At 65.8% G+C, this 22,719-nt stretch carries 21 protein-coding genes; 6 read left to right on the top strand and 15 right to left on the bottom strand.

Going from position 1 to position 22,719, the window contains the following annotated elements; genetic code table 11:
* Positions 1 to 78: 78 nt before the first annotated feature.
* Together BBTA_RS04420 and BBTA_RS04415 are read right to left on the bottom strand one after the other, a co-directional pair.
* Positions 79 to 1,041 carry a TAXI family TRAP transporter solute-binding subunit gene (locus BBTA_RS04420; RefSeq protein WP_012041241.1) on the bottom strand — a complete coding sequence of 321 codons (963 nt, stop codon included), beginning with the start codon at positions 1,039 to 1,041 and terminating at the stop codon, positions 79 to 81.
* A 219-nt stretch (positions 1,042 to 1,260) separates the two neighbouring features.
* The gene (locus tag BBTA_RS04415) at positions 1,261 to 1,740 is read right to left on the bottom strand and encodes a hypothetical protein (RefSeq protein ID WP_012041240.1); all 480 of its coding nucleotides are present in this window, start codon (positions 1,738 to 1,740) and stop codon (positions 1,261 to 1,263) included.
* A 178-nt stretch (positions 1,741 to 1,918) separates the two neighbouring features.
* On the opposite strand from BBTA_RS04415, the gene BBTA_RS04410 reads away from it, so the two are divergent.
* Entirely contained in the window at positions 1,919 to 2,221 is a 303-nt protein-coding gene (locus tag BBTA_RS04410; protein ID WP_012041239.1) for a hypothetical protein, read from the top strand.
* Positions 2,222 to 2,236: 15 nt separating this feature from the next.
* Here BBTA_RS04410 and BBTA_RS04405 read toward each other — a convergent pair whose 3' ends face one another.
* Entirely contained in the window at positions 2,237 to 3,418 is a 1,182-nt protein-coding gene (locus BBTA_RS04405; protein WP_012041238.1) for a hypothetical protein, read from the bottom strand.
* A gap of 25 nt (positions 3,419 to 3,443) precedes the next feature.
* Complete coding sequence (locus BBTA_RS04400) at positions 3,444 to 4,073, bottom strand: CoA pyrophosphatase (protein ID WP_012041237.1); 630 nt, start codon at positions 4,071 to 4,073, stop codon at positions 3,444 to 3,446.
* Between the two features lie 90 nt (positions 4,074 to 4,163).
* On the opposite strand from BBTA_RS04400, the gene BBTA_RS04395 reads away from it, so the two are divergent.
* From BBTA_RS04395 to BBTA_RS04385, 3 genes are all read left to right on the top strand, one after another.
* The gene (locus tag BBTA_RS04395) at positions 4,164 to 4,586 is read left to right on the top strand and encodes a PaaI family thioesterase (protein ID WP_012041236.1); all 423 of its coding nucleotides are present in this window, start codon (positions 4,164 to 4,166) and stop codon (positions 4,584 to 4,586) included.
* Positions 4,587 to 4,751: 165 nt separating this feature from the next.
* Positions 4,752 to 5,762, top strand: a complete 1,011-nt coding sequence (locus tag BBTA_RS04390; protein ID WP_012041235.1) for an aldo/keto reductase — start codon at positions 4,752 to 4,754, stop codon at positions 5,760 to 5,762.
* Between the two features lies 1 nt (position 5,763).
* The gene (locus BBTA_RS04385; protein WP_012041234.1) at positions 5,764 to 7,077 is read left to right on the top strand and encodes a tetratricopeptide repeat protein; all 1,314 of its coding nucleotides are present in this window, start codon (positions 5,764 to 5,766) and stop codon (positions 7,075 to 7,077) included.
* 5 nt (positions 7,078 to 7,082) lie between these two features.
* Here the strand turns inward: BBTA_RS04385 and BBTA_RS04380 are convergent, their stop codons facing one another.
* Positions 7,083 to 8,048 carry an NAD(P)-dependent oxidoreductase gene (locus BBTA_RS04380; RefSeq protein WP_012041233.1) on the bottom strand — a complete coding sequence of 322 codons (966 nt, stop codon included), beginning with the start codon at positions 8,046 to 8,048 and terminating at the stop codon, positions 7,083 to 7,085.
* 23 nt (positions 8,049 to 8,071) lie between these two features.
* Positions 8,072 to 9,373 (bottom strand): Xaa-Pro peptidase family protein, encoded by a 1,302-nt coding sequence (locus BBTA_RS04375; RefSeq protein WP_012041232.1) that lies wholly within the window; start codon positions 9,371 to 9,373, stop codon positions 8,072 to 8,074.
* A 118-nt stretch (positions 9,374 to 9,491) separates the two neighbouring features.
* Between BBTA_RS04375 and BBTA_RS04370 the strand changes: the two genes are divergently transcribed.
* A complete protein-coding gene (locus BBTA_RS04370; RefSeq protein WP_083780595.1) occupies positions 9,492 to 10,553 on the top strand; it encodes a LacI family DNA-binding transcriptional regulator in 1,062 nt (353 codons plus the stop codon).
* On the opposite strand, the gene BBTA_RS04365 is transcribed toward BBTA_RS04370, so the two are convergent.
* Positions 10,554 to 12,026 carry an amidohydrolase family protein gene (locus tag BBTA_RS04365; RefSeq protein ID WP_012041230.1) on the bottom strand — a complete coding sequence of 491 codons (1,473 nt, stop codon included), beginning with the start codon at positions 12,024 to 12,026 and terminating at the stop codon, positions 10,554 to 10,556.
* A gap of 238 nt (positions 12,027 to 12,264) precedes the next feature.
* Here BBTA_RS04365 and BBTA_RS04360 point away from each other — a divergent pair, with 238 nt between their 5' ends.
* Positions 12,265 to 13,302 (top strand): zinc-dependent alcohol dehydrogenase family protein, encoded by a 1,038-nt coding sequence (locus BBTA_RS04360; protein ID WP_012041229.1) that lies wholly within the window; start codon positions 12,265 to 12,267, stop codon positions 13,300 to 13,302.
* A 24-nt stretch (positions 13,303 to 13,326) separates the two neighbouring features.
* Here the strand turns inward: BBTA_RS04360 and glgA are convergent, their stop codons facing one another.
* The 8 genes from glgA to BBTA_RS04320 form a co-directional block, all read right to left on the bottom strand.
* A complete protein-coding gene (gene glgA / locus BBTA_RS04355; protein ID WP_012041228.1) occupies positions 13,327 to 14,793 on the bottom strand; it encodes a glycogen synthase GlgA in 1,467 nt (488 codons plus the stop codon).
* Positions 14,790 to 16,055 carry a glucose-1-phosphate adenylyltransferase gene (gene glgC, locus BBTA_RS04350; protein WP_012041227.1) on the bottom strand — a complete coding sequence of 422 codons (1,266 nt, stop codon included), beginning with the start codon at positions 16,053 to 16,055 and terminating at the stop codon, positions 14,790 to 14,792. The genes glgA and glgC overlap by 4 nt, the downstream gene beginning before the upstream one ends.
* Positions 16,056 to 16,203: 148 nt before the next feature.
* Positions 16,204 to 17,151: a carbohydrate kinase gene (locus BBTA_RS04345; RefSeq protein WP_012041226.1), complete on the bottom strand. Its 948-nt coding sequence runs from the start codon at positions 17,149 to 17,151 to the stop codon at positions 16,204 to 16,206.
* Entirely contained in the window at positions 17,151 to 18,800 is a 1,650-nt protein-coding gene (locus BBTA_RS04340; RefSeq protein ID WP_012041225.1) for an FGGY-family carbohydrate kinase, read from the bottom strand. Before BBTA_RS04340 ends, BBTA_RS04345 begins: the two co-directional genes overlap by 1 nt.
* Positions 18,801 to 18,830: 30 nt before the next feature.
* On the bottom strand, positions 18,831 to 19,604 hold the full coding sequence (locus BBTA_RS04335) for an SDR family NAD(P)-dependent oxidoreductase (RefSeq protein WP_012041224.1): 774 nt from the start codon (positions 19,602 to 19,604) through the stop codon (positions 18,831 to 18,833).
* Between the two features lie 47 nt (positions 19,605 to 19,651).
* Positions 19,652 to 20,659, bottom strand: coding sequence for an ABC transporter ATP-binding protein (locus tag BBTA_RS04330; RefSeq protein ID WP_012041223.1), 1,008 nt, complete (start codon positions 20,657 to 20,659; stop codon positions 19,652 to 19,654).
* A gap of 18 nt (positions 20,660 to 20,677) precedes the next feature.
* A complete protein-coding gene (locus BBTA_RS04325; RefSeq protein WP_012041222.1) occupies positions 20,678 to 21,508 on the bottom strand; it encodes a carbohydrate ABC transporter permease in 831 nt (276 codons plus the stop codon).
* A 4-nt stretch (positions 21,509 to 21,512) separates the two neighbouring features.
* The gene (locus BBTA_RS04320; protein WP_012041221.1) at positions 21,513 to 22,385 is read right to left on the bottom strand and encodes a carbohydrate ABC transporter permease; all 873 of its coding nucleotides are present in this window, start codon (positions 22,383 to 22,385) and stop codon (positions 21,513 to 21,515) included.
* Positions 22,386 to 22,719: the final 334 nt, after the last annotated feature.

Here is a 22,719-nt window from a genome sequence, read left to right as displayed (position 1 = left end):
CGACAGGACTGCGCGGGATCTGTCCCGCGCCGTCGGATGCGAACGTTCCGGCCAGCAAACCAGGCCGGACGAGCGGCCCTATTTCAGGACGCCCTTTTCCTTGTAGTAGCGAATCGCACCCGGGTGCAGCGGCACCGGGCTGTCTTGCGCCGCCGTCTCGAGTTTGATCTCCTTGCCGGCGGCATGCGCATTGGCAAGTTCGGGAAGCGAGTCGAAGATCAGCTTGGTCATCTGATACGCGAGATCGTCCGACACCGCCGAGCTGGTGACGAGATAGTTGATCACGGCGGCGGTGGGCACGTCCTTGTCCTGGCCGGTATAGGTGTTGGCCGGGATGGTCGCGGCCACGAAGGGCGCGCCGATCTTGTCGACGACCTCCTTCGGCACCGACACGACGGTGATCGGCGACGAGGTCGACAGGTCCTTCAACGAGGCGACGCCGAGGCCGGCCGATTGCAGCGTCGCGCCCAGCTGCCGGTTCTTCATCAGGTCGACCGACTCGGCGAACGGCAGATATTCCACCTTGCCGAGATCCTTGTAGCTCATGCCGGCGGCGGCGAGGATCGCACGCGAATTCAGCTCGGTCCCGGATTTGGGCGCGCCGACCGAGAGGCTCTTGCCCTTCAGGTCAGCCAGCGTCTTGATCCCGGACTCGGCGGTCGCAACGATCTGGATGTAGTTCGGATAGATCGCGCCGAGGGTGCGCAGCTTGTCCAGCTTGGTCTTGAAGCCGGCCTCCTCCTCGCCGTTCCAGGCCGATTTCAGCGAGTCACCGAGCGCGAAAGCGAGCTCGCCGCGGCCCTGCTGCAGCAGGATCAGATTCTCGACCGAGGCCTTGGTGGCCTGCACCTGGGTCTTCACGTTCGGGATCTTGTCGCCATAGATCTTACCGATCGCGACGCCGAGCGGATAATAGACGCCTGACGTGCCGCCGGTCAGGACGTTGATGAAGCTCTGCGCCTGCGCCGCGGGCGCCGCGAGCAGGCAGGCCGCGGCCACGATCAGACCGGTTGCAGTGCCAGAGAATGTCGAGAAACGCATGGGTCCTCCCATTGATTTTGCCGGCAAATTGGACGGATGCAGGCGCCGGGTCAACCCATCCGAAAGACGGCCAGACGGTCCCGAAGGCCCGGCTCGCAGCATCAGGAACCGGCAGACGCAGCTGCCACCTGCCAAGGACCGCGTGAGGGACAGCGCGTCAGGCCATCGGCCGCAGAGGCTCACTGCTCTCGCATGACGGCGACCGGCAGGCCGGGCCGCTCATTGGAAGGTCATGTCGAGGCATTTGGAGATGTCCGAGCCGAGGCCGGACGAGATCGTGATGCAGCCGCGCACCTTCTGCTGGGTCGTGTCCGCCACCCAGATCGAATAGCCGCCATTGCCGAAAAAGGAATTGGTGTTCGCCGGCTCGGTCTCGGTGGCGTCGAAATCGTATTTCGAGTCGGTATCGAATACGCGCGGCTTCTTGGTGCAGCCGCCGTCGGTCTGAACGTTGATGACCTCCTTGTTGTCCCGGGTCAGGGACAGCGACACCTGGCAGCGGAAATATTCCGACGTCTTCCTGTTGAACAGGTAGGCGTAGGACTTGCAGACCGCGGTGTTGAGCTTGCCGGCGGACAGGCCGCGGCTGCAGGCAATGCGCTGGTTGTTGGACAGTTTGAAGTCGTCGGCCCGCGCCGTGGACGCCAACGTCACCAGCGATAGCGCCGCAAACATACCGATCTTCGTGACGAGGCTCATCCGAATCATCCCCAAAGTGTTTCTTGCCCTTTGTTTCTAAACCACGCTGCAGGATAATCGCGAGATCGGCGGATGGAAAATCCGGCACCGTGCAGCCGCGCTTGACCGCTGACGATGTTGACGCCCGAAGAATGTTCGCGATTTGTTCGAGATGATGGTGAATGTGATGGAGAACGACATGAGGAGCGCTGTTGTGAAAAGCCTGATCGCAGCCGGAGCGCTCTGCGCGATGACCAGCGTGACTCGCGCGGCCCCGCCGGAGCCGTGGGAGCTGAGACCGGACATGGGCTACGCCTATGGCAAGGACGGCAAGACGCTGGCCTACAGGATGGGCACGAAGAATGCCGACATGCTGCTGAAAGGCGCCAAGAAGGTGCCAAAGGGCACGCTGTTCTTCGTCGGCCAGAACGGCCAGCTTTATATGCGGACGGCCCCCTATCTCGAAGGCGACGGCAGCTTCTCGTTCGGCGCGGACGATTGAGCCGGCGCGGACGCCTCAGAACGCGGCCGCCAGCTCCTTGGCGCCAGGCAGGCTGCTCAGCGAATCCATCCGCGCATCGGTGACCGCGAGCAGCTTCGCCACCGTGTTGTGGCGTACGGCGACGGGATTGCGCTCATAGCCGCCGCGCTGAAAGAAATTCGCGGTCGGCACCTGATCACGCATGTCGAGCGGCATGGTCACCATGTCGAAGCCGGTGCCGTCGCCGGTCAGGTTCATCATCTCCAGCTCCGCGGCCGAAAGCGGCCGCGTGTAGCCCTTGGCGCGGGCGAACAGCACCGAGGTGAGCAGCTTGTGGGTCTGCAGCATCGGTCCGACATCGATGTCGAGCACCATCGCATGCATCGCCCAGCCCTGCTCGGTATTGCCGATCTTCTCATGCGCCGACCAGTCGTCGGGCACCGAACGCGCGATCGCGACCATCTTCTTCAGCACCGAGAGCTTGTGCTCCAGCGCGGCCCGCGACGGTCCCGAGGTCTGCGCCACCCGTTCGCCGAGCAGGCGGAAGAACAGCGGCCCCTGCTCGGCCAGCAGCTCGACCGTATTGGTCGTGAGCAGCTGGTTGTAGCCGATGGCCGTCGAGATCGCGCGATTGCCTTTGAAGCCGGACTGCGAATCGTGCTTGCCATTGCCGCCGGTCTCGAACGCATAGACTCGCACCGCCTGCTCGCGGGTCAGTCCGGACGCTGCAGCAAATCGCGCATAGGCCCGCTTGAAGTCGACATCATTGGTCGGACGCTGCGGCGACCATTGGAAGTGCTGCTGCGCCGCCTTGAGCAGATCGGCAACGACCGGAATATATTTGCGCTCGCGCGGTTCGCCCTCGGGCTCCGGCTCGGGGTTTACCGGCCGCTTCGGCCCGCTATAGACCGGCGGCTGCTCCAGCACGTAATCGTCGAGCCCGATCGGCTGCCGATCGCGCCGCTTGGCGTTGCGGAGGCGGCGCTTGTCGGCAATCGCCTTCCAATAGGCGCCGGCCTCCTGCTCGAACTCCGCGCGCGCCTGCTGATATTCGGCGAGCTTGCGCCGGTATTCCGCAATCGCGTCGGACGAAGCCATCTGCGCCAGCGCGTCGCGGGACGCGATCGCCGAGCCCGGTTCCCCGGCGAACAAGGGTGGCGCGCCCGCGACGGCGCAGGCAAGAATCAGGGCAAGCTTGCGAATCGGCTGATGCAGCATGCCGCTCTTGTAGCCGAAACCGCGGCTACTTCCAGGCAAACACCGGCTGTTCCAGCTCGTGGACGCGGGTCTCGCGGCCGGCCAGCACCTCGCGGAACTGATAGATCAAGGCGGCCGTCGGCGCGTGAATGAGACCTTCGCGGGCGTGAAAGCGCACCACGCGCCGCGTGCTCTCGGGGATGACGGTGAAATCGAATGCATCATCTGCCAGGATGGTGTCGAGCCCGATCCGGTGGACGGACGCGACCTCATCCGGATTGGGCCGGAGCGTGCGGCCATTCGCCGCCCAAAGGATGACAGGGGTGATCAGATAGCCCGACCGCGTGGGGTAGTCGTCCAGCAGGCCCAGCACCGCCTCGGGCGATGCGATCAGTCCGAGCTCTTCCGCCAGTTCGCGCAAGGCGGCGGCGACCGGCGTCTCGCCGGCATCGCAGCGTCCACCCGGCAGCGCCCATTGGCCGCCATGGCTGCGCAGGACGGCGGCGCGCAAGGTGAGCAGCAGCGTGGTAGCGCCGGTCTCGTGATCAGGGGCCAGCGCGATCGCCACCGCCGCGCGCTTCAGCGCCGGTGCCGACACATCGTCGCCACGACGTGCAAAGCCGGCGCAGCAGCTTGCAATTTTCCGCCTTGTGGCATCGTCGAACGGCAGCAGCATGTGCCTTGACTACACCAGGGCCGCGGCGGATGAAACGACCTGCAGCCGGAACCGGCGACGCAGCGAAGGCGAACAGGGAAGGTGTGACAGATGACCAAATCGGCCGCCGCAAGGATGACGTCCGACGGCTGGGACATCGTCGACACGTCCGGCTTCCTGCATCTGATCGGTCCGCTCTGGCAACGTGTCCTCGATGGCGCCCACGAATATGCCATCGTCACCGAGGACAAGCATCACAATCGTCGCGGCCTCGTCCAAGGCGGCGTGATCATGACCTTGGCCGACCGCAGTTGCGGCATGACCGCCCGCTACGCCGCGGGCAAGGAGCACATGGCGACCGTCCAGTTCGACACCCATTTCGTCGAGGCCGGCAAGATCGGTGAGACCTTGGTGTCGCGGCCGCATGTGGTGCGGATCACCCGCAGCCTGGTGTTCATCACCACCGAGGTCACGGCAGCCAGCCGGGTGATCGCGATGGCCTCGGGCGTGTTCAAGATCTTGAAGAGCGAGTGAGGCTGCGGCCTCTCCACGTCAGGGCGAGGCGCGCAGCGACGAATCCGTCCGGAGTCCCTCCGCGGACGCGATCCTGGATTGCTTCGCGGCGCTCGCAATGACGCGCTGAGACGGCTATCGTAGTTCCCCGTCCGCGGACGGTGAGGGTCTGTCAACGAGGCAAGAATGCAATATCGCCAGCTCGGCCGTTCCGGCCTGAAAGTGTCGCCGATCTGCCTGGGCACGATGATGTTCGGCGGCCCGACCGACGAGGCGACATCGGCGCGGATCATCGCCACGGCGCGTGACGCCGGCATCAACTTCATCGACACGGCCGACGCCTACAACAAGGGCGCATCGGAGGAGGTCGTCGGCCGCGCCATCGCCGCCGAGCGCGACCGCTGGATCGTCGCCACCAAGCTCGCCAATCCGATGGGCGATGACCCCAACCGCGCCGGCCTGTCGCGGCGCTGGGTGCTGCAGGCCGCCGACGAGAGCCTGAAACGGCTCGGCACCGGTCACATTGACATCTACTATCTGCACAAGGAGGACCACGCGACACCGCTGGAAGAGACCGTGCGCGCGATGGGCGACCTGCTGCGCGCCGGCAAGATCCGCTATTTCGGCGTCTCCAACTATCGCGCCTGGCGCGTCGCCGAAATCTGCAATCTGTGCGACAGGATGGGCATCGACCGCCCGGTGGTCAGCCAGCCTTATTACAACGCGATGAACCGGATGCCGGAGGTCGAGCATCTGCCGGCCTGCGGCTATTACGGCCTCGGCGTGGTGCCCTACAGCCCGCTGGCGCGCGGCGTTCTCACCGGCAAATACAGCCCCGATGCACCGCCGGACAAGGAGACGCGCGCCGGCCGCAACGACACCCGGATGATGCAGACCGAGTGGCGGCCGGAATCCTTGCGGCTGGCGCAGGAGATCAAGCGCCATGCCGAGGCCAAGGGTTTCACGGCTGGGCAGTTCGCGGTCGCCTGGGTGCTGAACTCCGCTTTCATCAGCTCGGTGATCGCAGGTCCGCGGACCGAGGCGCAATGGGACGACTACATCCGCGCGCTGGACTATCCCTACGCCGCCGACGACGAGTCGCTGATCGACGGCCTCGTCGTCACCGGCCATGCCTCGACGCCCGGCTATAACGATCCGGCCTATCCGATCGAAGGCCGCAAGCCGCGGAGAAACTGAGATGGAGGAGGATCGCTACGGCCTGGAGCTGTCGACCGCCTCGGCCGAGGCAGCAACCGCCTATCGCGACGGCGTCGATCTGCTGCTCGCATTCTGGCCCGGCGCAACGGACGCGTTCGAGCGCGCGATCATGCTTGATCCGGATTTCGCGCTGGCGCATGCGGCCCGCGCGCGCATCCATGCCATCTATCAGCAGCGCGGGCCGGCGCTGCAGACCATCGCGCGGGCGCGTGAGCTTGTCGCGAAACGCGGCACGGCGCGCGAGCAGAGCCATGTCGCGACATTGGCGCTGGCCATCGAAGGCCGCGGCGCGGAGGCGCTGACATCGACCTTGACGCATCTTGCGAGCTGGCCGCGCGATGCCATGGTCATGGCGTTGCCGCTCGGCGCGTTCGGCCTGCTGGCCTTCTCCGGCCGCATCGATCACGACGCCGCCCGCCGCGACCTCTGCGAGCGCTTCGCCGCCGAATACGGCGAGGATTGGTGGTTCCTGTCCAATCACGGCTGGGCCCTGACCGAGGCCGGCGAGGTTGCGAAGGGCCGCGCCATCACCGAGCGCAGCTTTGCGCTGCGCCGGCACAATGCCTATGCCGTGCATGCGCTGCTGCATGCCATGTTCGAGGACGGTGCGCTGAACGAGGCCGATGCGCTGGTCGAGAATTGGATCGGTGACTACGACCACACGGGCATGCTGCACGGTCACATCCGCTGGCACCAGGCGCTTGGCGCCCTGGACCGGGGCGATGCCGCGAGCGCGGTCGCGATCCACCTGAACGTGCTGAGCCCCGCCGTGAGCGCCGCGCCGCCGCTGAACACCCTGTCCGACTGCGCATCCCTGCTGTGGCGCCTGAGCATCGAAAACCATCCGATCGCCTTTGAGCTGTGGGAGGAGATCGGCACCTATGCGAGGACGGGGTTTCCGACCTCGCGGCTGCCCTTCGTCGAGATGCATCGCGCGATGGTCTCGGCGGTGACCGACGACGATATCGCCCTGAACCAAAGGCTGCGCTCGTTCAAGGCGCCGCCGGCAGGCGGGAGCTCGCCGGCTGCCCCGCTGCTGCCGCGGCTCTACCTGGCGTTCCAGGCGTTCTACAACGAGAACTATCGGGTTTGCGCCGAGCAGCTCGCACCGGTTCAGGCGGAGATGGCCCGCCTCGGCGGCAGCCATGCGCAACGCCAGGTGATCGAGGACACCTACATCCTGGCGCTGATCCGCAGCGGCGCGCTGGCGAAAGCGCGCCAGCTCATCGATGCCCGCCTGCATCGCCGGCCATCGGCGCGCGATACGCGCTGGCGGGCGCTCACCGAGGCCTGAGCCGCCTACCCCTCGGTCTCCAGCCCCGTCGGCATCGGCACGTTTTCGGGCTGCAGCTTCACGCCGGCAGCGAGCGCCACGGTCTCAAGCAGCGCCGCAAAATCCTTGTCCAGATAGCCGGCGGGATCAGCCTGCAGCGAGGCGGCGCCGACATGGGCCTGCAGCGCTTCGCGTGTCGCGGCCGCGACCGGCATCGCGACATCGAGCTGGCGCGCCGCCGACAGGCCGAGATCGAGATCCTTGCGCAGCAGCGTCGGCGTGAAGGTCGTGGTCCAGTCGAGATTGACCAGCGCGTTGCTCTTGTATTTCGTGAAGGTCGATCCCATCACGCTGGCATTCATGAAATCCAGAAAGGCATGGCGCGGCACGCCGGCCTTCTGCGCCAGGATCGTGATCTCGGCGAGATTCTGGATCACGACGCCGAGGAACACATTGTGCGCGATCTTGCAGATGCGCGCGAGCTCGCCCTCGCCGACATAGGACACGCCGGAGACGGCGATCTTGGCGAGATAGGGCGCGATGATCTCGAACGCCGATTCCGGCCCGGAGACCACCGACGACAGCTTCCCCGCCTTGACGCATTTGCCGTTGCCGGACACCGGCGCACGAACGAACGCGCAGTCGAGCCGCTTCAGTCTGGCGGCGATCGCCTCCGACTGCTCGATGCCGATCGAGGAGCAGTCGACCAGGATCCTGGGCCGCGGTCCGAGGCTCGACGCCACGAGGCCGTTGTCGCCGAAATAGACCTGTTCGAGATCCTTGCCGGTCGACACCATCGAGAACACGATGTCGCACGTCGCAAGATCGCTCGGACGGTCGACGATCACGCCGCCCTTCGCCGCCAGCGGCTCGGCCTTGGCGCGGGTCCGGTTCCAGATCGAGAGCTTCAGGTCAGCCTTCAAGAGACGTTCGGCCATCGGATAGCCCATGCGCCCCATGCCGATCCAGCCGAGCGAATGCGTTGCAGCCATGTGTCGTCTCCCCGTTGCTTCGCTCAATAGCGGTTGGCGATCGGCAGCTCTTCCGCGGGGAACAGCGTGATCACCTGGCAGCCTCTATCCGTCACCACGACCTCTTCCTCGATCCGTGCGGCCGAAAACCCGTCGGTCGCGGGACAGTAGGTCTCCAGCGCGAACACCATTCCCGTCTTGATCTCCATCGGATTGTCAAGCGAGACCAGCCGCGAGATGATCGGGCGCTCATGCAGCGCGAGGCCGAGGCCATGGCCGAATTGCAGGCCGAACGCCGCCATCTCCGAGGGGAAGCCGAACTCCTCCGCCGCCGGCCAGACCTTGGCGACGGTGTCGGTCGAGACGCCGGGCTTGATCAAGGCGATCGCATGGTCGAGCCATTCGCGGCAGCGCTTATAGGCGTCATGCTGCGCCGGGGTGGCGCGGCCGACATTGAAGGTGCGGTAATAGCAGGTGCGGTAGCCCTGGTAGGATTGCAGGATGTCGAAGAACGCCTGATCGCCAGGGCGCAGGATGCGGTCGGTGAAATTATGCGGATGCGGATTGCAGCGCTCGCCCGAAATGGCGTTGATCGCCTCGACGTCATCGGAGCCCATCTCGTAGAGCAGCTTGTTGGCGAGCGCGACGATGTCGTTCTCGCGCACTCCGGGCTTCAAATTCTCGTAGATCGAATGATAGACGCCGTCGACCATCGCGGCCGCCTGGTTGAGCAGCATGATCTCGTCGATGTTCTTGATCTCGCGCGCATCCAGCATCACCTGCTGACCGTCGACGACCTTCATCCCGGCCTTCTGCAGTTCGAAGAACATCGCGGTCTCGGCGAGGTCGACGCCGACCGGCATGTCGGCGACCCCTGCTGATCGCAACAGGCTCATCACCTCCTCGGCATGCGCCTTCATCAGGCCGACGGCGGGCGGCACGGTGCCGCGCATGCCGAGCATGCCGGCGCGGCAATTCTCCGGCGCCAGCCAGTCGCAGAACATCCGGTGATGCACGGCAGCCGAGCCGAAATCCCATACGATCGGCTCGCCATCGCCGGCGAGCAACGCGAACCGGCACAGCTTGTCGCGTTCCCATTCGCCGATCTTGGTTCCGGACACGTAGCGGATGTTGTTGACGTCGAACAGCAGCAGCGCGCCGCAGCCGGACGCCTTCAGCGCCGCGCGCGCCCGCGCCAGCCGATAGTTCCGCAGACGATCGAAATCGACGCGGCGTTCGAAATCCACCGAGACATGGCCATGCGCCGGGATGGCGCGGTTCCAACGCCAATGCGGATCGAGATGCTCCGGGCTGACCAAATGCGGCTTCAGCGCGCTTCCTGTCATGTGGACGCTCCTTCCCGAGGATTGCAATCGATTGCACGAGAGATTAGTGCATCCGCGAGAAATGTGTCAAGGTATTATAGGCAGGATTTGTCCAAGGGTGTGGCACCACGGAGCGGGAATGAGACACGGGGACCGCCGATCACTGACGGGCCGCGGGGCGACGGCGCCACGTCCCACCATCAAGGACATCGCAGCGCGCTGCGGCGTGCATCCCTCGACCGTGTCGCGGGCGCTGAGCCCGGCCATGAAGCATCTGGTCGCTGCCGACGTCGCCGAGCGGATCCAGGCCGAGGCCAACGCGCTCGGCTACCGGTTGAACATGGCCGCCAAGGGCCTGCGCACCGGCCGCAGCGGCCTGATCGGCGTGCTGGCGCCGGACATTGCGGATCCCGGCTTCCCCCCCGTTCTCTCGGGCCTGGCGGAACATCTCAACGCGGAGGGATATGCAACGATCGTCGTCGATGTCGGCACGGGTGGCTCGCAGCAGGATCTCGTCGACAGCCTGATCGCGCGCGGTGTCGACGGCCTGGTCCTGGCGACGGTGAGGCTGCACGACGACGTCGTGGCGCACTCCGTCGGAGCATCGACGCCAGTGGTGCTGGTCAATCGCGTCGATGCGGCCGGGGAGTTGCCGTCGGCGGCCAGCGACGATGCGGCCGGCATGCGGCTGGCGGTCGATCATCTGGTCGCGCTGGGCCATCGGCGGATCGGCCATGTCGCGGGCCCGCAGGAGATCTCGACCGGCGCGCGGCGACGCGCAGGCTTCGAAGCCAGCATCGCAGATTCCGGCTTGTCCCTCGGCGATGCCCCGATCGAGGCCGCCACCGCCTATACGCGCGCCGCCGGCCGCGAGGCGGGACTACGGCTTCTCGGCCGCAAGGCGAGGCCGACCGCCATCGTCGCCGCCAACGATCTGCTGGCGCTCGGCGTCTATGATGCGCTCGCCGCGAGCGGCCTCACCTGCCCGGCGGATGTCTCCGTCGTCGGCCACAACGACATGCCCTTCGTCGACCTGGTCTCGCCGCCGCTCACCACCGTACGGATCGCGCAGCGCGAGATGGGCGCGACCGCAGCGCGGCTGCTGCTCGCGCGCATCCGCAGTCCCGACGCCGCCAACGAGCATGTCGTGCTGCAGCCGGAGCTCATCATCCGCGCATCGACGGCGCGGCCGCGCTCCTGATCATCGCCGCGTAGCACGCGTGATCACCTGCCCGGCGCGCGCGTTCTGGTGCGTGCCCTGCCACCAGGTCAGCGCGCCATTGACGATGACGGCCTCGATGCCGGCGGCCGGCACGCAGGGGTCATCATAGGTCGCGGCGTCGCGCACGCGGGATGCATCGAAGATCGTGATGTCGGCGTGGTTGCCGACCGCGATCGTGCCGCGCTCCTTGATGCCGAAATTGCGCGCGGTCAGGCCGCTCATCTTCCAGACCGCGGTCTCCAGCGAGAACAGCTCGAGCTCGCGACAGTAATAGCCGAGCACGCGGGGGAACGTGCCCCACAGCCTGGGATGCGGCCGCTCGCCGAACGGCAGGCCGTCGGAGCCGATCATGGTCGGCTCGAAGGCCAGGATGGTCCGCACGTCGGCCTCGTCCATCGCGAAATAGATCGCAGAGGCGGGTTGCAGCCGCTTGGCCGCCTCCAGCCGGTCGACGCCCCAGGCGGCAGCGATCTCAGCAAGATCGCGGCCGGCGACCTCGGGATGCGGACCGGACGCCGCGACGACCACCTTCACCTGCAGCTTGGCCGGATCGGTGTGCAGCATCGTCGACGAGGCATTATAGGGATAGCAGTCGAGCGCGACGCATTGGCAGCTCATCGCCTTGCTGATCAGCGGCAAGGTCTCCTTGGTGCGGCCGAAATTGGCCGGCCCCACCACCTTGTGGTGCGAGATCACGACCTGGACATCGAGCGCCTTGCCGATCGCGAAGCTTTCCTCCAGCGATTGCGTCACCTGATCGGCCTCGTTGCGCATATGCGTCGCATAGACGCCGCCGCTGCCGGTCAGGGGACGGCAGACCTCGATGATCTCCGCGGTCGGCGCCGCCTCGGCCGGCGGATAGAACGTTCCGGTCGACACGCCGATGGCCCCCGCGTCGAGCGCCTCCTGAACATGGCTGCGCATCGCGCCGATTTCGCTGTCGGTCGCGGCGCGGCCGAGATCGCTCACGACGGACGCCCGCAGCGAGGTATGGCCGACCATCGGCGCGACATTGACCGCTGCGGGTGCCGCGCGCAGCGCCGCGACGTAGCCTGCAAACGACGCGAACTCGGCAACCTGGCCGCCGCCGGGCGACAGCAGGCCGAGCGGCATCGGCCGCGGCGAGCCGGGTTTCAACGGCGCGATGCTGACACCGCAATTGCCGGTCACCACCGATGTCACGCCCTGCGAGACCTTGCAGGTCATGCCGGGATCGACCAGCACCGCGCTGTCGTCGTGGGTGTGGGAATCGATGAAACCCGGCGCGACGATGCGGCCGGTGGCGTCGATCTCCCGCGCAGCCGTCCTGTTGTCCAGCGGGCCGATGACAGCGATGCGACCATCCGTGATGCCGACATCCGCCTGAAAGCGCGGCGCCCGCGTGCCGTCGATCACGGTGCCGCCGCGGATGATGAGATCGAAGGCGGGAGAAGTTGTCGGCAGGTCGGTCATGAGGTCACAGTCTCGCAGGGAACCGCAGGACTATCCGTGAGCCGTGCCGATGCGTCCAGCCGGATCGGCATGTGATCGGCGCCGGGCTGGGCTGCAATAGGACGCTGCGCGGCACCGTCGGCCTCCGCGCCCCCTGCAACACAGGATAGTGATAGGAAAGGCGCCCTGGCTTGATACGCCTCAATCGACGGCAACCTCGTTCGCGTGATGCTTCGCCAACAACTTGCGGAGGAACATCATGAAGGCCCTGGTCTATCATGGTCCCGGCCAGAAATCCGTCGATGAGCGGCCGAAGCCGACGATCCTCGAACCCGGCGATGCCGTGGTCAAAATCCTGAAGACCACGATCTGCGGCACCGACCTGCACATCCTCAAGGGCGACGTGCCGACCTGCACGCCGGGCCGCATCCTCGGTCACGAGGGCGTCGGCGTGGTCGAGGCGGTGGGCAGCGCGGTGCGCGCCTTCAAGCCCGGCGACCACGTCATCATCTCCTGCATCTCGGCCTGCGGAACCTGCGACTATTGCCGCCGCGGCATGTATTCGCATTGCCGCCATGGCGGCTGGATCCTCGGCAACAAGATCGATGGCACGCAGGCGGAATATGTGCGCACGCCGCACGCCGACACCAGCCTTTACCACGTGCCCCCGGGCACCGAGGAGGAGGCGCTGGTGATGCTGAGTGACATCCTGCCGACCGGGTTCGAATGCGGTGTCCTCAACGGCAAGGTCGAGCCGGGCTCGACGGTCGCGATCGTCGGCGCCGGTCCGATCGGCCTGGCGGCGCTGCTGACCGCGCAGTTCTATTCGCCGGCGGAGATCATCATGATCGATCTCGATGACAACCGGCTCGAGGTCGCCGCCCGCTTCGGCGCCACCAGCACCATCAACAATGCCGACGGCAAGGCGGTCGAGAAGGTGATGGCGCTGACACATGGCCGCGGCGTCGACACGGCGATCGAGGCGGTCGGCGTCCCCGCGACCTTTGTGACCTGCGAAGACATCATCGCCCCTGGCGGCACCATCGCCAATGTCGGCGTGCACGGCGTCAAGGCCGACCTGCATCTGGAGAAACTGTGGGATCGCAACATCGCGATCACGACGCGGCTGGTCGACACCGTGACGACGCCGATGCTGCTCAAGACGGTACAGTCGAAGAAACTCGAGCCGAAGCTGCTGATCACCCATCGCTTCAGACTGGACCAGATCCTCGATGCCTATGAGACCTTCGGCGCCGCGGCCAGGACCCATGCTCTGAAGGTTCTCATCGAGGCATAGGTCGGCTGATCAGGCTGTCCACGCTCACCCGGCCGGGCGCCGCTGCGCGACGATCTGCCGGTAGAGCTCGGCGTAGCGGCCAGCGCGATGACGCCAGGAGACGTCGGTCAGCATCGCGTTGAGCTGCATGCGGGTCCAGTTCGAGGCGTTGCTCCGCGCGGCGTAGAACGCGGCTGCGGCCCGCCGCAGCGTCTGATCGAGCGCCTCCGCGGTGACCGAGGCACATTTGAAGCCGGTGGCGGCGACGCCGGCTTCGGTCTCGTCGATCACGGTGTCGGCAAGCCCGCCCACCGCGGTGACGATCGGCAGCGCGCCGTAGCGCAAGGCGCAGAGCTGCGTCAGGCCGCAGGGCTCGAACCGCGACGGCACGACCAGCGCATCGCAGCCGGCCTGGATGAGATGTGCAAGCCCCTCGTCGTAGCCGATGACAACCCCGATCTGGCCAGGATAGCGCTGGGCCGCGGCGTGAAACGCGTCCCGCAGTTCGGCCTCGCCGTCCCCGAGCAGCGCCAGCTGGATGCCGCTGCCGACCAGGGTCGGCAGGCAGGACAGCAGCAAATCGAGCCCTTTTTGCGAGGTCAGGCGGCTGACGACGCCGAGCAGGAAGGTCTCAGGCGACACCTGCAGGCCCATCCGCGTCTGCAGCGCGGCCTTGTTGGGCGCGCGGGCCTCGAGCCGCTCGATGCCAAAATGCGATGCGATCGCCGGATCGCTGCCGGGATCCCACACCGCGGTGTCGATGCCATTCAGGATGCCGACGAGATCGGAGGCGCGCTGGCGCAGCAGGCCGCCCAGGCCCATCCCCTGCTCGTCGCTCTGGATCTCCCGGGCATAGGTCGGCGACACCGTGGTGATCTTGTCGGCGAATTGCAGCCCCGCTTTGAGGAAGCTGATGTCGCCATAATATTCGAGGCCATAGATCGAAAAGGATTCCGGCGGCAGCCCGAGCGGCGGCAGGAAGTGACGCGGAAAGCGGCCCTGGAACGCCAGATTGTGCACGGTCATCACCGTGCCGGGATGCGGCCGATGGCTGTAGAGCAGATAGGCCGGCACCAGGCCCGCCTGCCAGTCATGGCCGTGAACGATATCGGGCACGAAGGCCGGCACCGCGCCGAGCCCGATATAAGAGGCCGCACGCGCCAGCGCCGCAAAGCGGAAGGCGTTGTCGGGCCAATCCTTGCCCTCGGGACCCAGATACGGATTGCCGGGCCTGTCATACAGATGCGGCGCGTCCAGCACGAACAGATCGAGCGCGCCATGGCTGCCGCCGAGCAGCCTTGCATTGCCGCCGAAGAAGTTCGGCAGCGAGCTGATCTCGCTGACCTGCTCCAGCGCCAGCATCACGGCGGGATAACCGGGGATCAGGGTGCGGACCTCGACATCCTCGGCCATCAGCGCCCACGGCAGGGCGCCGACGACGTCGGCGAGGCCGCCGGTCTTGACGATGGGATAAACCTCGGACGCGACCGACAGAATGCGCAACGGCGTCATGAATTGAGCCCGTCGATCATCGGCTGGGTGATCAATGTGACCCCGTTCTCCGTCGTCCTGAATCGTTTGGCATCGAATTCCGGATCCTCGCCGACGACCAGGCCTTCCGGAATCTGCACGCCGCGATCGACCACGACATTCGTCAGGCGCGCATGGCGGGCGACGTTGACATAAGGCAGCAGCACCGCATTGTGGACCTTGGCGTAGGAATGCAGATGCGAGCCCGTGAACAGCAGCGAGCGTTGTACCTGGGCGCCAGAGACGATGCAGCCCCCTGAGACCAGCGAGCAGGTCGCCTCGCCGCGGCGGCCGTCGGTGTCATGGACGAACTTGGCTGGCGGCGTGATCTCGGAATAGGTCCAGAGCGGCCAGGAGCGGTCGTAGAGATCGAGCTCGGGCACCACATCCGTCAGGTCGAGATTGGCGGCCCAATAGGCATCCACCGTGCCGACGTCCCGCCAGTAGCTGGTCTGATCGTGACCGGCACGGACACAGGAGCGCGAGAACTGGTGGGCGACGGCGCGGCCGTTCTTGACGATGTAGGGAATGATGTCGCGGCCGAAATCATGATTGGAGTTTGGATCGCCGGCGTCGCGCTTCAGCTCCTCGAACAGGAATTTGGCGTCGAACACATAGATGCCCATGCTGGCGAGCGACTTGTCCGGCTTGCCCGGCATCGGCGGCGGATCGGCCGGCTTCTCGATGAAGTCGCGGATCGTGTCGTCCTCATTGATGTGCATGACGCCGAAGCCCGAGGATTCCTCGCGCGGCATCTCCAGGCAGCCGACGGTGACATCGGCGCGCTGGTCGACATGCTGCTGCAGCATCAGCTCGTAGTCCATCTTGTAGATGTGGTCGCCGGCCAGCACGACGATATATTTCGTGTTGTAGGTCTCGAGGATGTCGATGTTCTGGTACACGGCATCGGCCGTTCCGACGTACCACATCGTCTCGGAGACGCGCTGGCTCGCGGGCAGGATGTCGAAGCTCTCGTTGCGCTCGGGGCGGAAGAAGTTCCAGCCCATCTGCAGGTGTCGGATCAGGCTGTGCGCCTTGTATTGCGTGGCGACTGCGATGCGGCGGATGCCGGAGTTGACGGCGTTGGACAGTGCGAAATCGATGATGCGCGACTTGCCGCCGAAATAGACGGCGGGCTTGGCGCGCCGGTCAGTCAGCTCAAGCAAACGGCTGCCACGCCCTCCGGCCAAAACAAACGCCAGCGCGTGACGGGACAGCGGCTCGGTCCTGGCGGCGGGTGCCATCGTTCTCCTCCCTGCAACTCTTTGTCGCGTCATGGCTTCGGCGGCGGCCTCGGCTCCTCGCGCCGCGACCGGTCCTCTCATATGACGGGGGAACAGCCAACCAGTTCCCAATGACGAGTGCAATGGGTTGCTTCAACCCAGGTCATTCTCAGCCCAGGTCATTCCATGTCGCGGTCATGTCGGCCCATCGTGGCGGATCGGCGCCTTCGCGTGTGCAGGTCACGGCCGCGCAGGCCGCGGCAAAGGCCAGCACCTTGCGCAGCTCGGTGGCGGTCAGCTCCGCGAGCGCCGCCTTGCCAAGCCGGCCGAGCCGATGCAGCGCGAACAGGAGCCCGGCCTGAAAGCTGTCGCCGGCGCCGATCGTGTCGACGACCTCGACAGCGGGCGCCGCGACCTCGGCCGCACCGGCGCCGGCATGCCAGCCGAGCGCGCCTTTCGGCCCGCGGGTCACCACCACGAGCTTGGCGCCGCGCGCCAGCAGCGCTTCGGCGCGCGCCGCATAATCGTCATGGCCATGCAGATAGTCGAAATCGACATCCGACATCTTGATGAGGTCGGCCGACGCCGCAAAGCCGTCCATCTGCACGCGATAGGCCGCCTTGTCCTGCACCAGGTTCGGGCGGCAATTGGGATCGAAGGAGATCGTGACCCCGCCTTGCGTCGCGGCGATCAGGGCCCGGGTCTCCGCGGCGCCCAGATCATGAATCAGCGTGGTCGAGCCGACATGGATGGCGTCAATGCTGGTAAACGGAATGCTACCGTGACGGTAGGTCCATTTCCGGGCAGCCGTCTCCGCGTCATAAAAGGCGTATTGCGCTTCGCCACCGACGTGCCGCACGAAGGCCAGCGTCGTCTGATCGGCACTGCGGGTGGCATGGCTGAGATCGACGCCCGAGGCTTGCGCATGCGCGGCGATCATGCTGCCGAACAGGTCGGTCGAGATGCCGCCGACGAAGCCGGCCGGCGCGCCGAGCCGCGCCAGGCCGACAGGGACGTTCAGGCAGGACCCGCCGACCACCGGCCTCAGGCCATCACGCCCATCAGCCAACCGGGCCGGAACGAAATCGATCAGCGCGTCACCGCAGCTCAGGATCATCAGCGTGCCTCCAAACCGCCCCCATGCATCACGGAACGGCTGTCGCGATCAAGTGTCCGCAACAGGTCATGGACACGGCGCTTGCGGCGATGAAAGGCCGCAATGTCCGGATCGGTCGGATCGCTGAGGCGGCCGAGCGAGGACATCGACGCCATCGTCTCGCCGATGGACCGGAAGGTGCCGCTGGCAACCGCGCCGAGCATGGCCGCGCCGAGCAGCACCGGCTCCTGGGTGCCCGGCAGCGCCACCGTCAACCCGGTCGTGTCGGCCATGATCTGGCGCACCAGCGGGCTGCGGGAGGCGCCGCCGGCCATCACCAGAATCCGGCTGGTGACGCCATTGGCCGCAAAGGCATCCATCACGTCGGCGAGCCCATAGGCAAGGCCACAAAGCCCGGCCACGAACAGCCGCTCCATCGCGCCGATATCGGCGTCGAGATCAAGACCGGCGATGACCGCGCGCGAGGCGGGATCGGCATAGGGAGAGCGGTTGCCGAGGAATTCCGGAAGGATGTGAATGTCGCGGGCCAGTAGCGCCGCAGCGCCGACCTGGGGCGTGCGCGCCAGGATGCGCTTCTCCAGGAAGCTGATCAGGTCGAGCCCTTCGCCACGCGCGGCGGCGGTCGCGTCGGCAGCCGCGGGGTGTGAGCGCAGGAGATGGTCGACAGCCGCCCCCGCCGCAGACTGGCCGCCCTCGTTCAGCCAGAACCCCGGCACCATGCCCTGATAATAAGGTCCCCACACACCCGGCACGAAGGACGGTGCCCGCGTCGTCGCCATGATGCAGGCCGAGGTCCCCATGATGTAGGCCAGGCGATCGCAGACATCGACCTCGCCGCCATCCGACGCGCGGCCGCCGATGGCGCCGATCCCACCGGCATGAGCGTCGATCAGCGCCGCGCCGACTGGCGTGCCGGTCACGAGCCCGAGCTCCGCTGCTGCGTCCCGCGACAGGCCGTGACCGAGCGCCGTCCCCGGCGCAACGATCTCGGTGCCGATCCGGGCGTAGTCCTCCTTGACGAACTCATCGAGCCCGATGCGGTGGAAATAATCCGCGCTCCAGCGCGCCTCATGCGCAAGATAATTCCACTTGCAGGTGACGGTGCACATCGAGCGCGCCACGGCGCCCGTCGCACGCCAGGTAAGAAAGTCAGCGAGATCGAAGAAATGCCCGGCGCCGTCGAAGCTCGTCCGCAGATGCCGCTTCAGCCAGAGCAGCTTCGGCATCTCCATTTCCGGTGAGATCGAACCGCCGACATAGCGCAGGACCTCGTCCTTGGTCGCATTGATGTCGCGCGCCTCTGACAGAGCGCGATGATCCATCCAGACGATGACGTTGCGGGTGGGGTCGCCGGAACTGCTGACCGTGACCGGCGCGCCTTGGCGGTCCAGCACGACCAGCGAGCAGGTCGCGTCGAAGCCGATGCCCTTGATCAGCTCCGGCGCGATCGCTGCTTCTGCCAGCGCCGCTTTGACCGACGCACAGCACGCGCGCCAGATGTCGTCGGACGATTGCTCGACGACATCGCCGGCCTCATGCCAGGTCCTGATCGGATGCCGCGCCGCGGCAAGGAGGCGGCCGGCTGGGTCGAAGATGCCGGCGCGCGTGCTGGTTGTGCCGACATCGACACCGATAAAGGCCTGACGCATGTTTCACTCCCGTCTGTCGTTGACGGGAGTTTACCAGCAAGTATAGCCGCCATCGACAACGACGACGCTGCCGGTCATCAAACTTGCAGCTTCCGAAGCCAGGAACAGCACGACCGAGGCGATCTCCTCGACCTGGCCCATGCGGCCCATCGGGGTCCCACCAATCCAGGCATCATACATGCGCGGATTGTTCTTCACGAAGGCATTCAGGGGCGTCTCGATATAGGTCGGTGCGACCGCATTGACGCGGATGCCGCGGGCGCCCCATTCGGCCGCCAGCGACTTGGTCAGATGGTGCACCGCGGCCTTCGATGCGTTGTAGAAGCATTGCTCCTGCGGCTTGTTGACGATGAAGCCGGACATCGAGCCGATATTGACGATCGTGCCGCTCTTGGCCGCCAGCATGTGCTTGCCGAAGGCGCGGCAGCACCAGAACGTGCCATTGAGATTGACATCGAGCACGTTCAGCCAATGCTCGTCGGTGACGGTCTCGGCCGGCGTCTCGCTGCGCGCGATGCCGGCATTGTTGACGAGGATATCGACCTTGCCGTGGCGCGCGGCCAGATCGTCGGCGATCTGCGTCACCTGGGCAGAATTGGTCACGTCCATCAGCGCCGTCGCGGTGTCGAAACCCCTGGCCTTCATCGCCGCCTGCGCATCCGCCGCGGCTTTCGCATCGCGATCGGCGATCACCACATGCGCGCCCGCTTCGGCCAGCGCCTCGACGCAGGCCAGCCCAATGCCCTGCGCGCCGCCGGTGATCAACGCGGTCTTGCCGTCGAGTTTGAATTTTTCGAGATACATGGTCGTCGTCCGTTGTTGTCACTGACGTCCGGAGGGGACGTCACCTCTCATGCGAAGATCGCAAGTCCATTGTTGTCGAAGCGGTAGATCCGGCCCGGCTCGGGCCGCAGCGTCACGGCGTCGCCTGCGCCGAGCCGCTTCTCGCCGACGCAGCGCACGGTCAGCGTGCCCAGCGCACCGGCATCGACATAGAGAAAGGTGTCGCTGCCGAGATGCTCGGCAATCAGCACCTTGCCGGACCAGCCCTCGCCGCCGTCATCGACGACGGCGATGTGCTCGGGCCGCACCCCGATCGTCGTGGCGCCGCGCTGCGCAGCCTCGGGGCCGGTGATGAAGTTCATCTTCGGCGAGCCGATGAAGCCGGCCACAAACAAATTGGCGGGCTTCTGATAGAGCTCGATCGGCGAACCATATTGCTCAATCCGGCCGGCGTTCAGCACCACGATCTTGTCGGCCATGGTCATGGCCTCGACCTGGTCGTGAGTCACATAGATCGCCGTGGTGCCGAGTTGCTTCTGCAGCCGCGTCACTTCGAGCCGCATCTGCACGCGCAGCGCGGCGTCGAGATTGGACAACGGCTCGTCGAACAGGAACGCCTTCGGTTCGCGCACAATGGCGCGGCCGATCGCGACACGCTGGCGCTGGCCGCCGGAGAGTTCGCGCGGCTTGCGGTCGAGATAGGGCGTGAGGTTCAGGGTCGCGGCGGCCGCCTCGACCTTCTGGTTGATCTCGGCCTTCGGCAGCCCGGCCATTTTCAGACCGAAGGCGATGTTGCCGCGGACGCTCATATGCGGATACAGCGCATAGGACTGGAACACCATCGACAGGCCGCGCTTGGCCGGCGGCACGTCGACGACATTATGGCCGTCGATCAGGATGCGGCCGCCCGAGACGTCCTCGAGCCCGGCGATCAGCCGCAACAGCGTGGTTTTGCCGCAACCGGAGGGGCCGACAAACACCACGAAGGCGCCGTCGGGAATGTCGAGGTCGGCGCCCTTGATGATGTGGACCGGCCCGAACGATTTCTGCACACCTTCCAGCGTGATCCGTCCCATGTGAACCCAGCCCTTTCGTTACTTCACTGCGCCGAAGGTCAGCCCGCGCACGAGCTGCTTCTGGCTGAACCAGCCGATGATCAGGATCGGCGCGATCGCGAGCGTGGAGGCCGCCGACAGCCGCGCCCAGAACAGGCCCTCCGGACTCGAATAGGAGGCGATGAAGGTCGTCAGCGGCGCCGCATTCAGGGTCGACAGGTTCAAGGTCCAGAACGCCTCGTTCCAGGCCAGGATGAGATTGAGCAGCAAGGTCGAGGCCAGACCGGGGATCGCCATCGGCGTCAGCACGTAGATCAGCTCGCGTCCGATCGTCGCGCCATCCATCCGCGCCGCTTCCAGGATGTCCTTCGGGATCTCCTTGAAGTAAGTGAACAGCATCCAGATCACGATCGGCAGATTGCCGAGGCAGAGGATGAAGACCAGGCCGGTCCGCGTATCGAGCAGCCCCATGTTCTTGTAGATGAGGTAGATCGGCACGAGCACGCCGACCGGCGGCATCATCTTGGTCGAGAGCATCCAGAGCAGGATGTCCTTGGTGCGCTTGGTCGGCGAGAACGCCATCGACCACGCCGCGGGAATGGCGATCAGCATGGCAATGAGCGTCGAGCCGCCGGCGACGATCAGCGAGTTCAGCGCGTGATGCAGATAATCGCTGCGCTCCTGCACGGTGGCGTAGTTCTCGGTGGTCCAATGGAAGAACAGGAACGAGGGCGGCGTCGCGAACGCCTCCAGCTCGGTCTTGAAGCTTGCCAGCACCATCCACAGGATCGGGAAGAAGATGACGAAGCCGGCGAGCCATGCAGCCAGCGTGGAGATCGCGACATGACGTCCGGTGACCTTGCGCGCCATGCTGTTACGCCTCGAGGTTACGGCCGACGATGCGGACCAGGAAGAAGGCGACGATATTGGCGATGACGACCGCGACGAGGCCGCCCGCCGAGGCAGTGCCGACATCGAACTGGATCAGCGCCTGCGAATAGACCAGGAAGGCGATGTTGGTGGTCTGCAGCCCAGGTCCGCCGCCGGTGGTGACGAAGATCTCGGCAAACACGGTGAGCAGGAAAATGGTCTCGATCAGGATCACCACCGTGATCGGCCGTGCCAGGTGCGGCACGGTCAGATAGATGAAGCGCGACAGCGGACCGGCGCCATCCATCTCGGCAGCCTCCTTCTGCTCCTCGTCGAGCGACTGCAGCGCGGTGAGCAGGATCAGCGTCGCAAACGGCAGCCATTGCCAGGCGACGATGAAGATCACCGCAAGCAGCGGCGCATCGGTGAACCAGTCGATCGGCGTCATCCCGAGTGAGGTCGCGATCCACGCGAACAGGCCGGACACCGGGTGCATCAGGAGGTTCTTCCACACCAACGCGCTGACCGTCGGCATCACAAAGAACGGCGCGATCACCATCAGGCGGATGATGTTGCGGCCGATCACCGGCTGGTCGAGCAGGAGCGCCAGGGGGATGCCGAGGCCGATCGTGAGCAGCAGGACCGAGCCGACCAGGACCAGCGTGTTCTGCAGCGAGGCGAGGAAGGCGGGATCGGTGAGGAAATACTCGAAATTCTCTAAGCCGACGAAGCTCTCGGAGCCGGGATCGAGCAGGCTGTAATGCAGGGTCGAGAAGTAGACGGTCAGCGCCAGCGGCACGATCATCCAGATGAACAGCAGGATGACCGCCGGCGACAGCAGCGCCCGGGCGAGCAGTTGAGTCTGTCTGGTGGCCATGGTCACGGTCCTCGTTCACACAGTCAGCTGCATCGTCATTGCGAGCGAAGCGACTTGTCCGCCGTAGCTCGAAGAGCGAAGGCGGAAGCAATCCAGAGTCGTGGGAGGGGCTCTGAATTGCTTCGTCGCTTCGCTCCTCGCAATGACCCGGTGATCGCTTGGGGGTCCAACAAATAGACTCTCATCGCGACGCTCGGGCGAGGTGCCCGTGAATGTGCCCTCTCCCCTTGCGGGAGAGGGCATCACCGGCCCTTCCGCGTACGCAGTCGGGTGAGGGGTATCTATCCGCGAGCGATGCTGCTGGAGACATACCCCTCACCCAACCGAGCCTGTT

Origin of the sequence: Bradyrhizobium sp. BTAi1 (genome assembly GCF_000015165.1) — a bacterium.
GTDB lineage: Bacteria > Pseudomonadota > Alphaproteobacteria > Rhizobiales > Xanthobacteraceae > Bradyrhizobium > Bradyrhizobium denitrificans.
This window is presented reverse-complemented; position numbering and strand designations above follow the sequence as displayed.

Coding starts and splice junctions, on each gene's coding strand:
- BBTA_RS04420 (WP_012041241.1), bottom strand. CDS start 1,041: ATGCGTTTCTCGACATTCTCTGGCACTGCAACCGGTCTGATCGTGGCC.
- BBTA_RS04410 (WP_012041239.1), top strand. CDS start 1,919: ATGAGGAGCGCTGTTGTGAAAAGCCTGATCGCAGCCGGAGCGCTCTGC.
- BBTA_RS04395 (WP_012041236.1), top strand. CDS start 4,164: ATGACCAAATCGGCCGCCGCAAGGATGACGTCCGACGGCTGGGACATC.
- glgC (WP_012041227.1), bottom strand. CDS start 16,055: ATGGCACCCGCCGCCAGGACCGAGCCGCTGTCCCGTCACGCGCTGGCG.
- BBTA_RS04370 (WP_083780595.1), top strand. CDS start 9,492: ATGAGACACGGGGACCGCCGATCACTGACGGGCCGCGGGGCGACGGCG.
- BBTA_RS04390 (WP_012041235.1), top strand. CDS start 4,752: ATGCAATATCGCCAGCTCGGCCGTTCCGGCCTGAAAGTGTCGCCGATC.
- BBTA_RS04405 (WP_012041238.1), bottom strand. CDS start 3,418: ATGCTGCATCAGCCGATTCGCAAGCTTGCCCTGATTCTTGCCTGCGCC.
- BBTA_RS04335 (WP_012041224.1), bottom strand. CDS start 19,604: ATGTATCTCGAAAAATTCAAACTCGACGGCAAGACCGCGTTGATCACC.
- BBTA_RS04330 (WP_012041223.1), bottom strand. CDS start 20,659: ATGGGACGGATCACGCTGGAAGGTGTGCAGAAATCGTTCGGGCCGGTC.
- BBTA_RS04400 (WP_012041237.1), bottom strand. CDS start 4,073: ATGCTGCTGCCGTTCGACGATGCCACAAGGCGGAAAATTGCAAGCTGC.
- BBTA_RS04415 (WP_012041240.1), bottom strand. CDS start 1,740: ATGAGCCTCGTCACGAAGATCGGTATGTTTGCGGCGCTATCGCTGGTG.
- BBTA_RS04320 (WP_012041221.1), bottom strand. CDS start 22,385: ATGGCCACCAGACAGACTCAACTGCTCGCCCGGGCGCTGCTGTCGCCG.
- BBTA_RS04325 (WP_012041222.1), bottom strand. CDS start 21,508: ATGGCGCGCAAGGTCACCGGACGTCATGTCGCGATCTCCACGCTGGCT.
- glgA (WP_012041228.1), bottom strand. CDS start 14,793: ATGACGCCGTTGCGCATTCTGTCGGTCGCGTCCGAGGTTTATCCCATC.
- BBTA_RS04340 (WP_012041225.1), bottom strand. CDS start 18,800: ATGCGTCAGGCCTTTATCGGTGTCGATGTCGGCACAACCAGCACGCGC.
- BBTA_RS04375 (WP_012041232.1), bottom strand. CDS start 9,373: ATGACAGGAAGCGCGCTGAAGCCGCATTTGGTCAGCCCGGAGCATCTC.
- BBTA_RS04380 (WP_012041233.1), bottom strand. CDS start 8,048: ATGGCTGCAACGCATTCGCTCGGCTGGATCGGCATGGGGCGCATGGGC.
- BBTA_RS04385 (WP_012041234.1), top strand. CDS start 5,764: ATGGAGGAGGATCGCTACGGCCTGGAGCTGTCGACCGCCTCGGCCGAG.
- BBTA_RS04345 (WP_012041226.1), bottom strand. CDS start 17,151: ATGATCCTGAGCTGCGGTGACGCGCTGATCGATTTCGTTCCGGCCCGG.
- BBTA_RS04365 (WP_012041230.1), bottom strand. CDS start 12,026: ATGACCGACCTGCCGACAACTTCTCCCGCCTTCGATCTCATCATCCGC.
- BBTA_RS04360 (WP_012041229.1), top strand. CDS start 12,265: ATGAAGGCCCTGGTCTATCATGGTCCCGGCCAGAAATCCGTCGATGAG.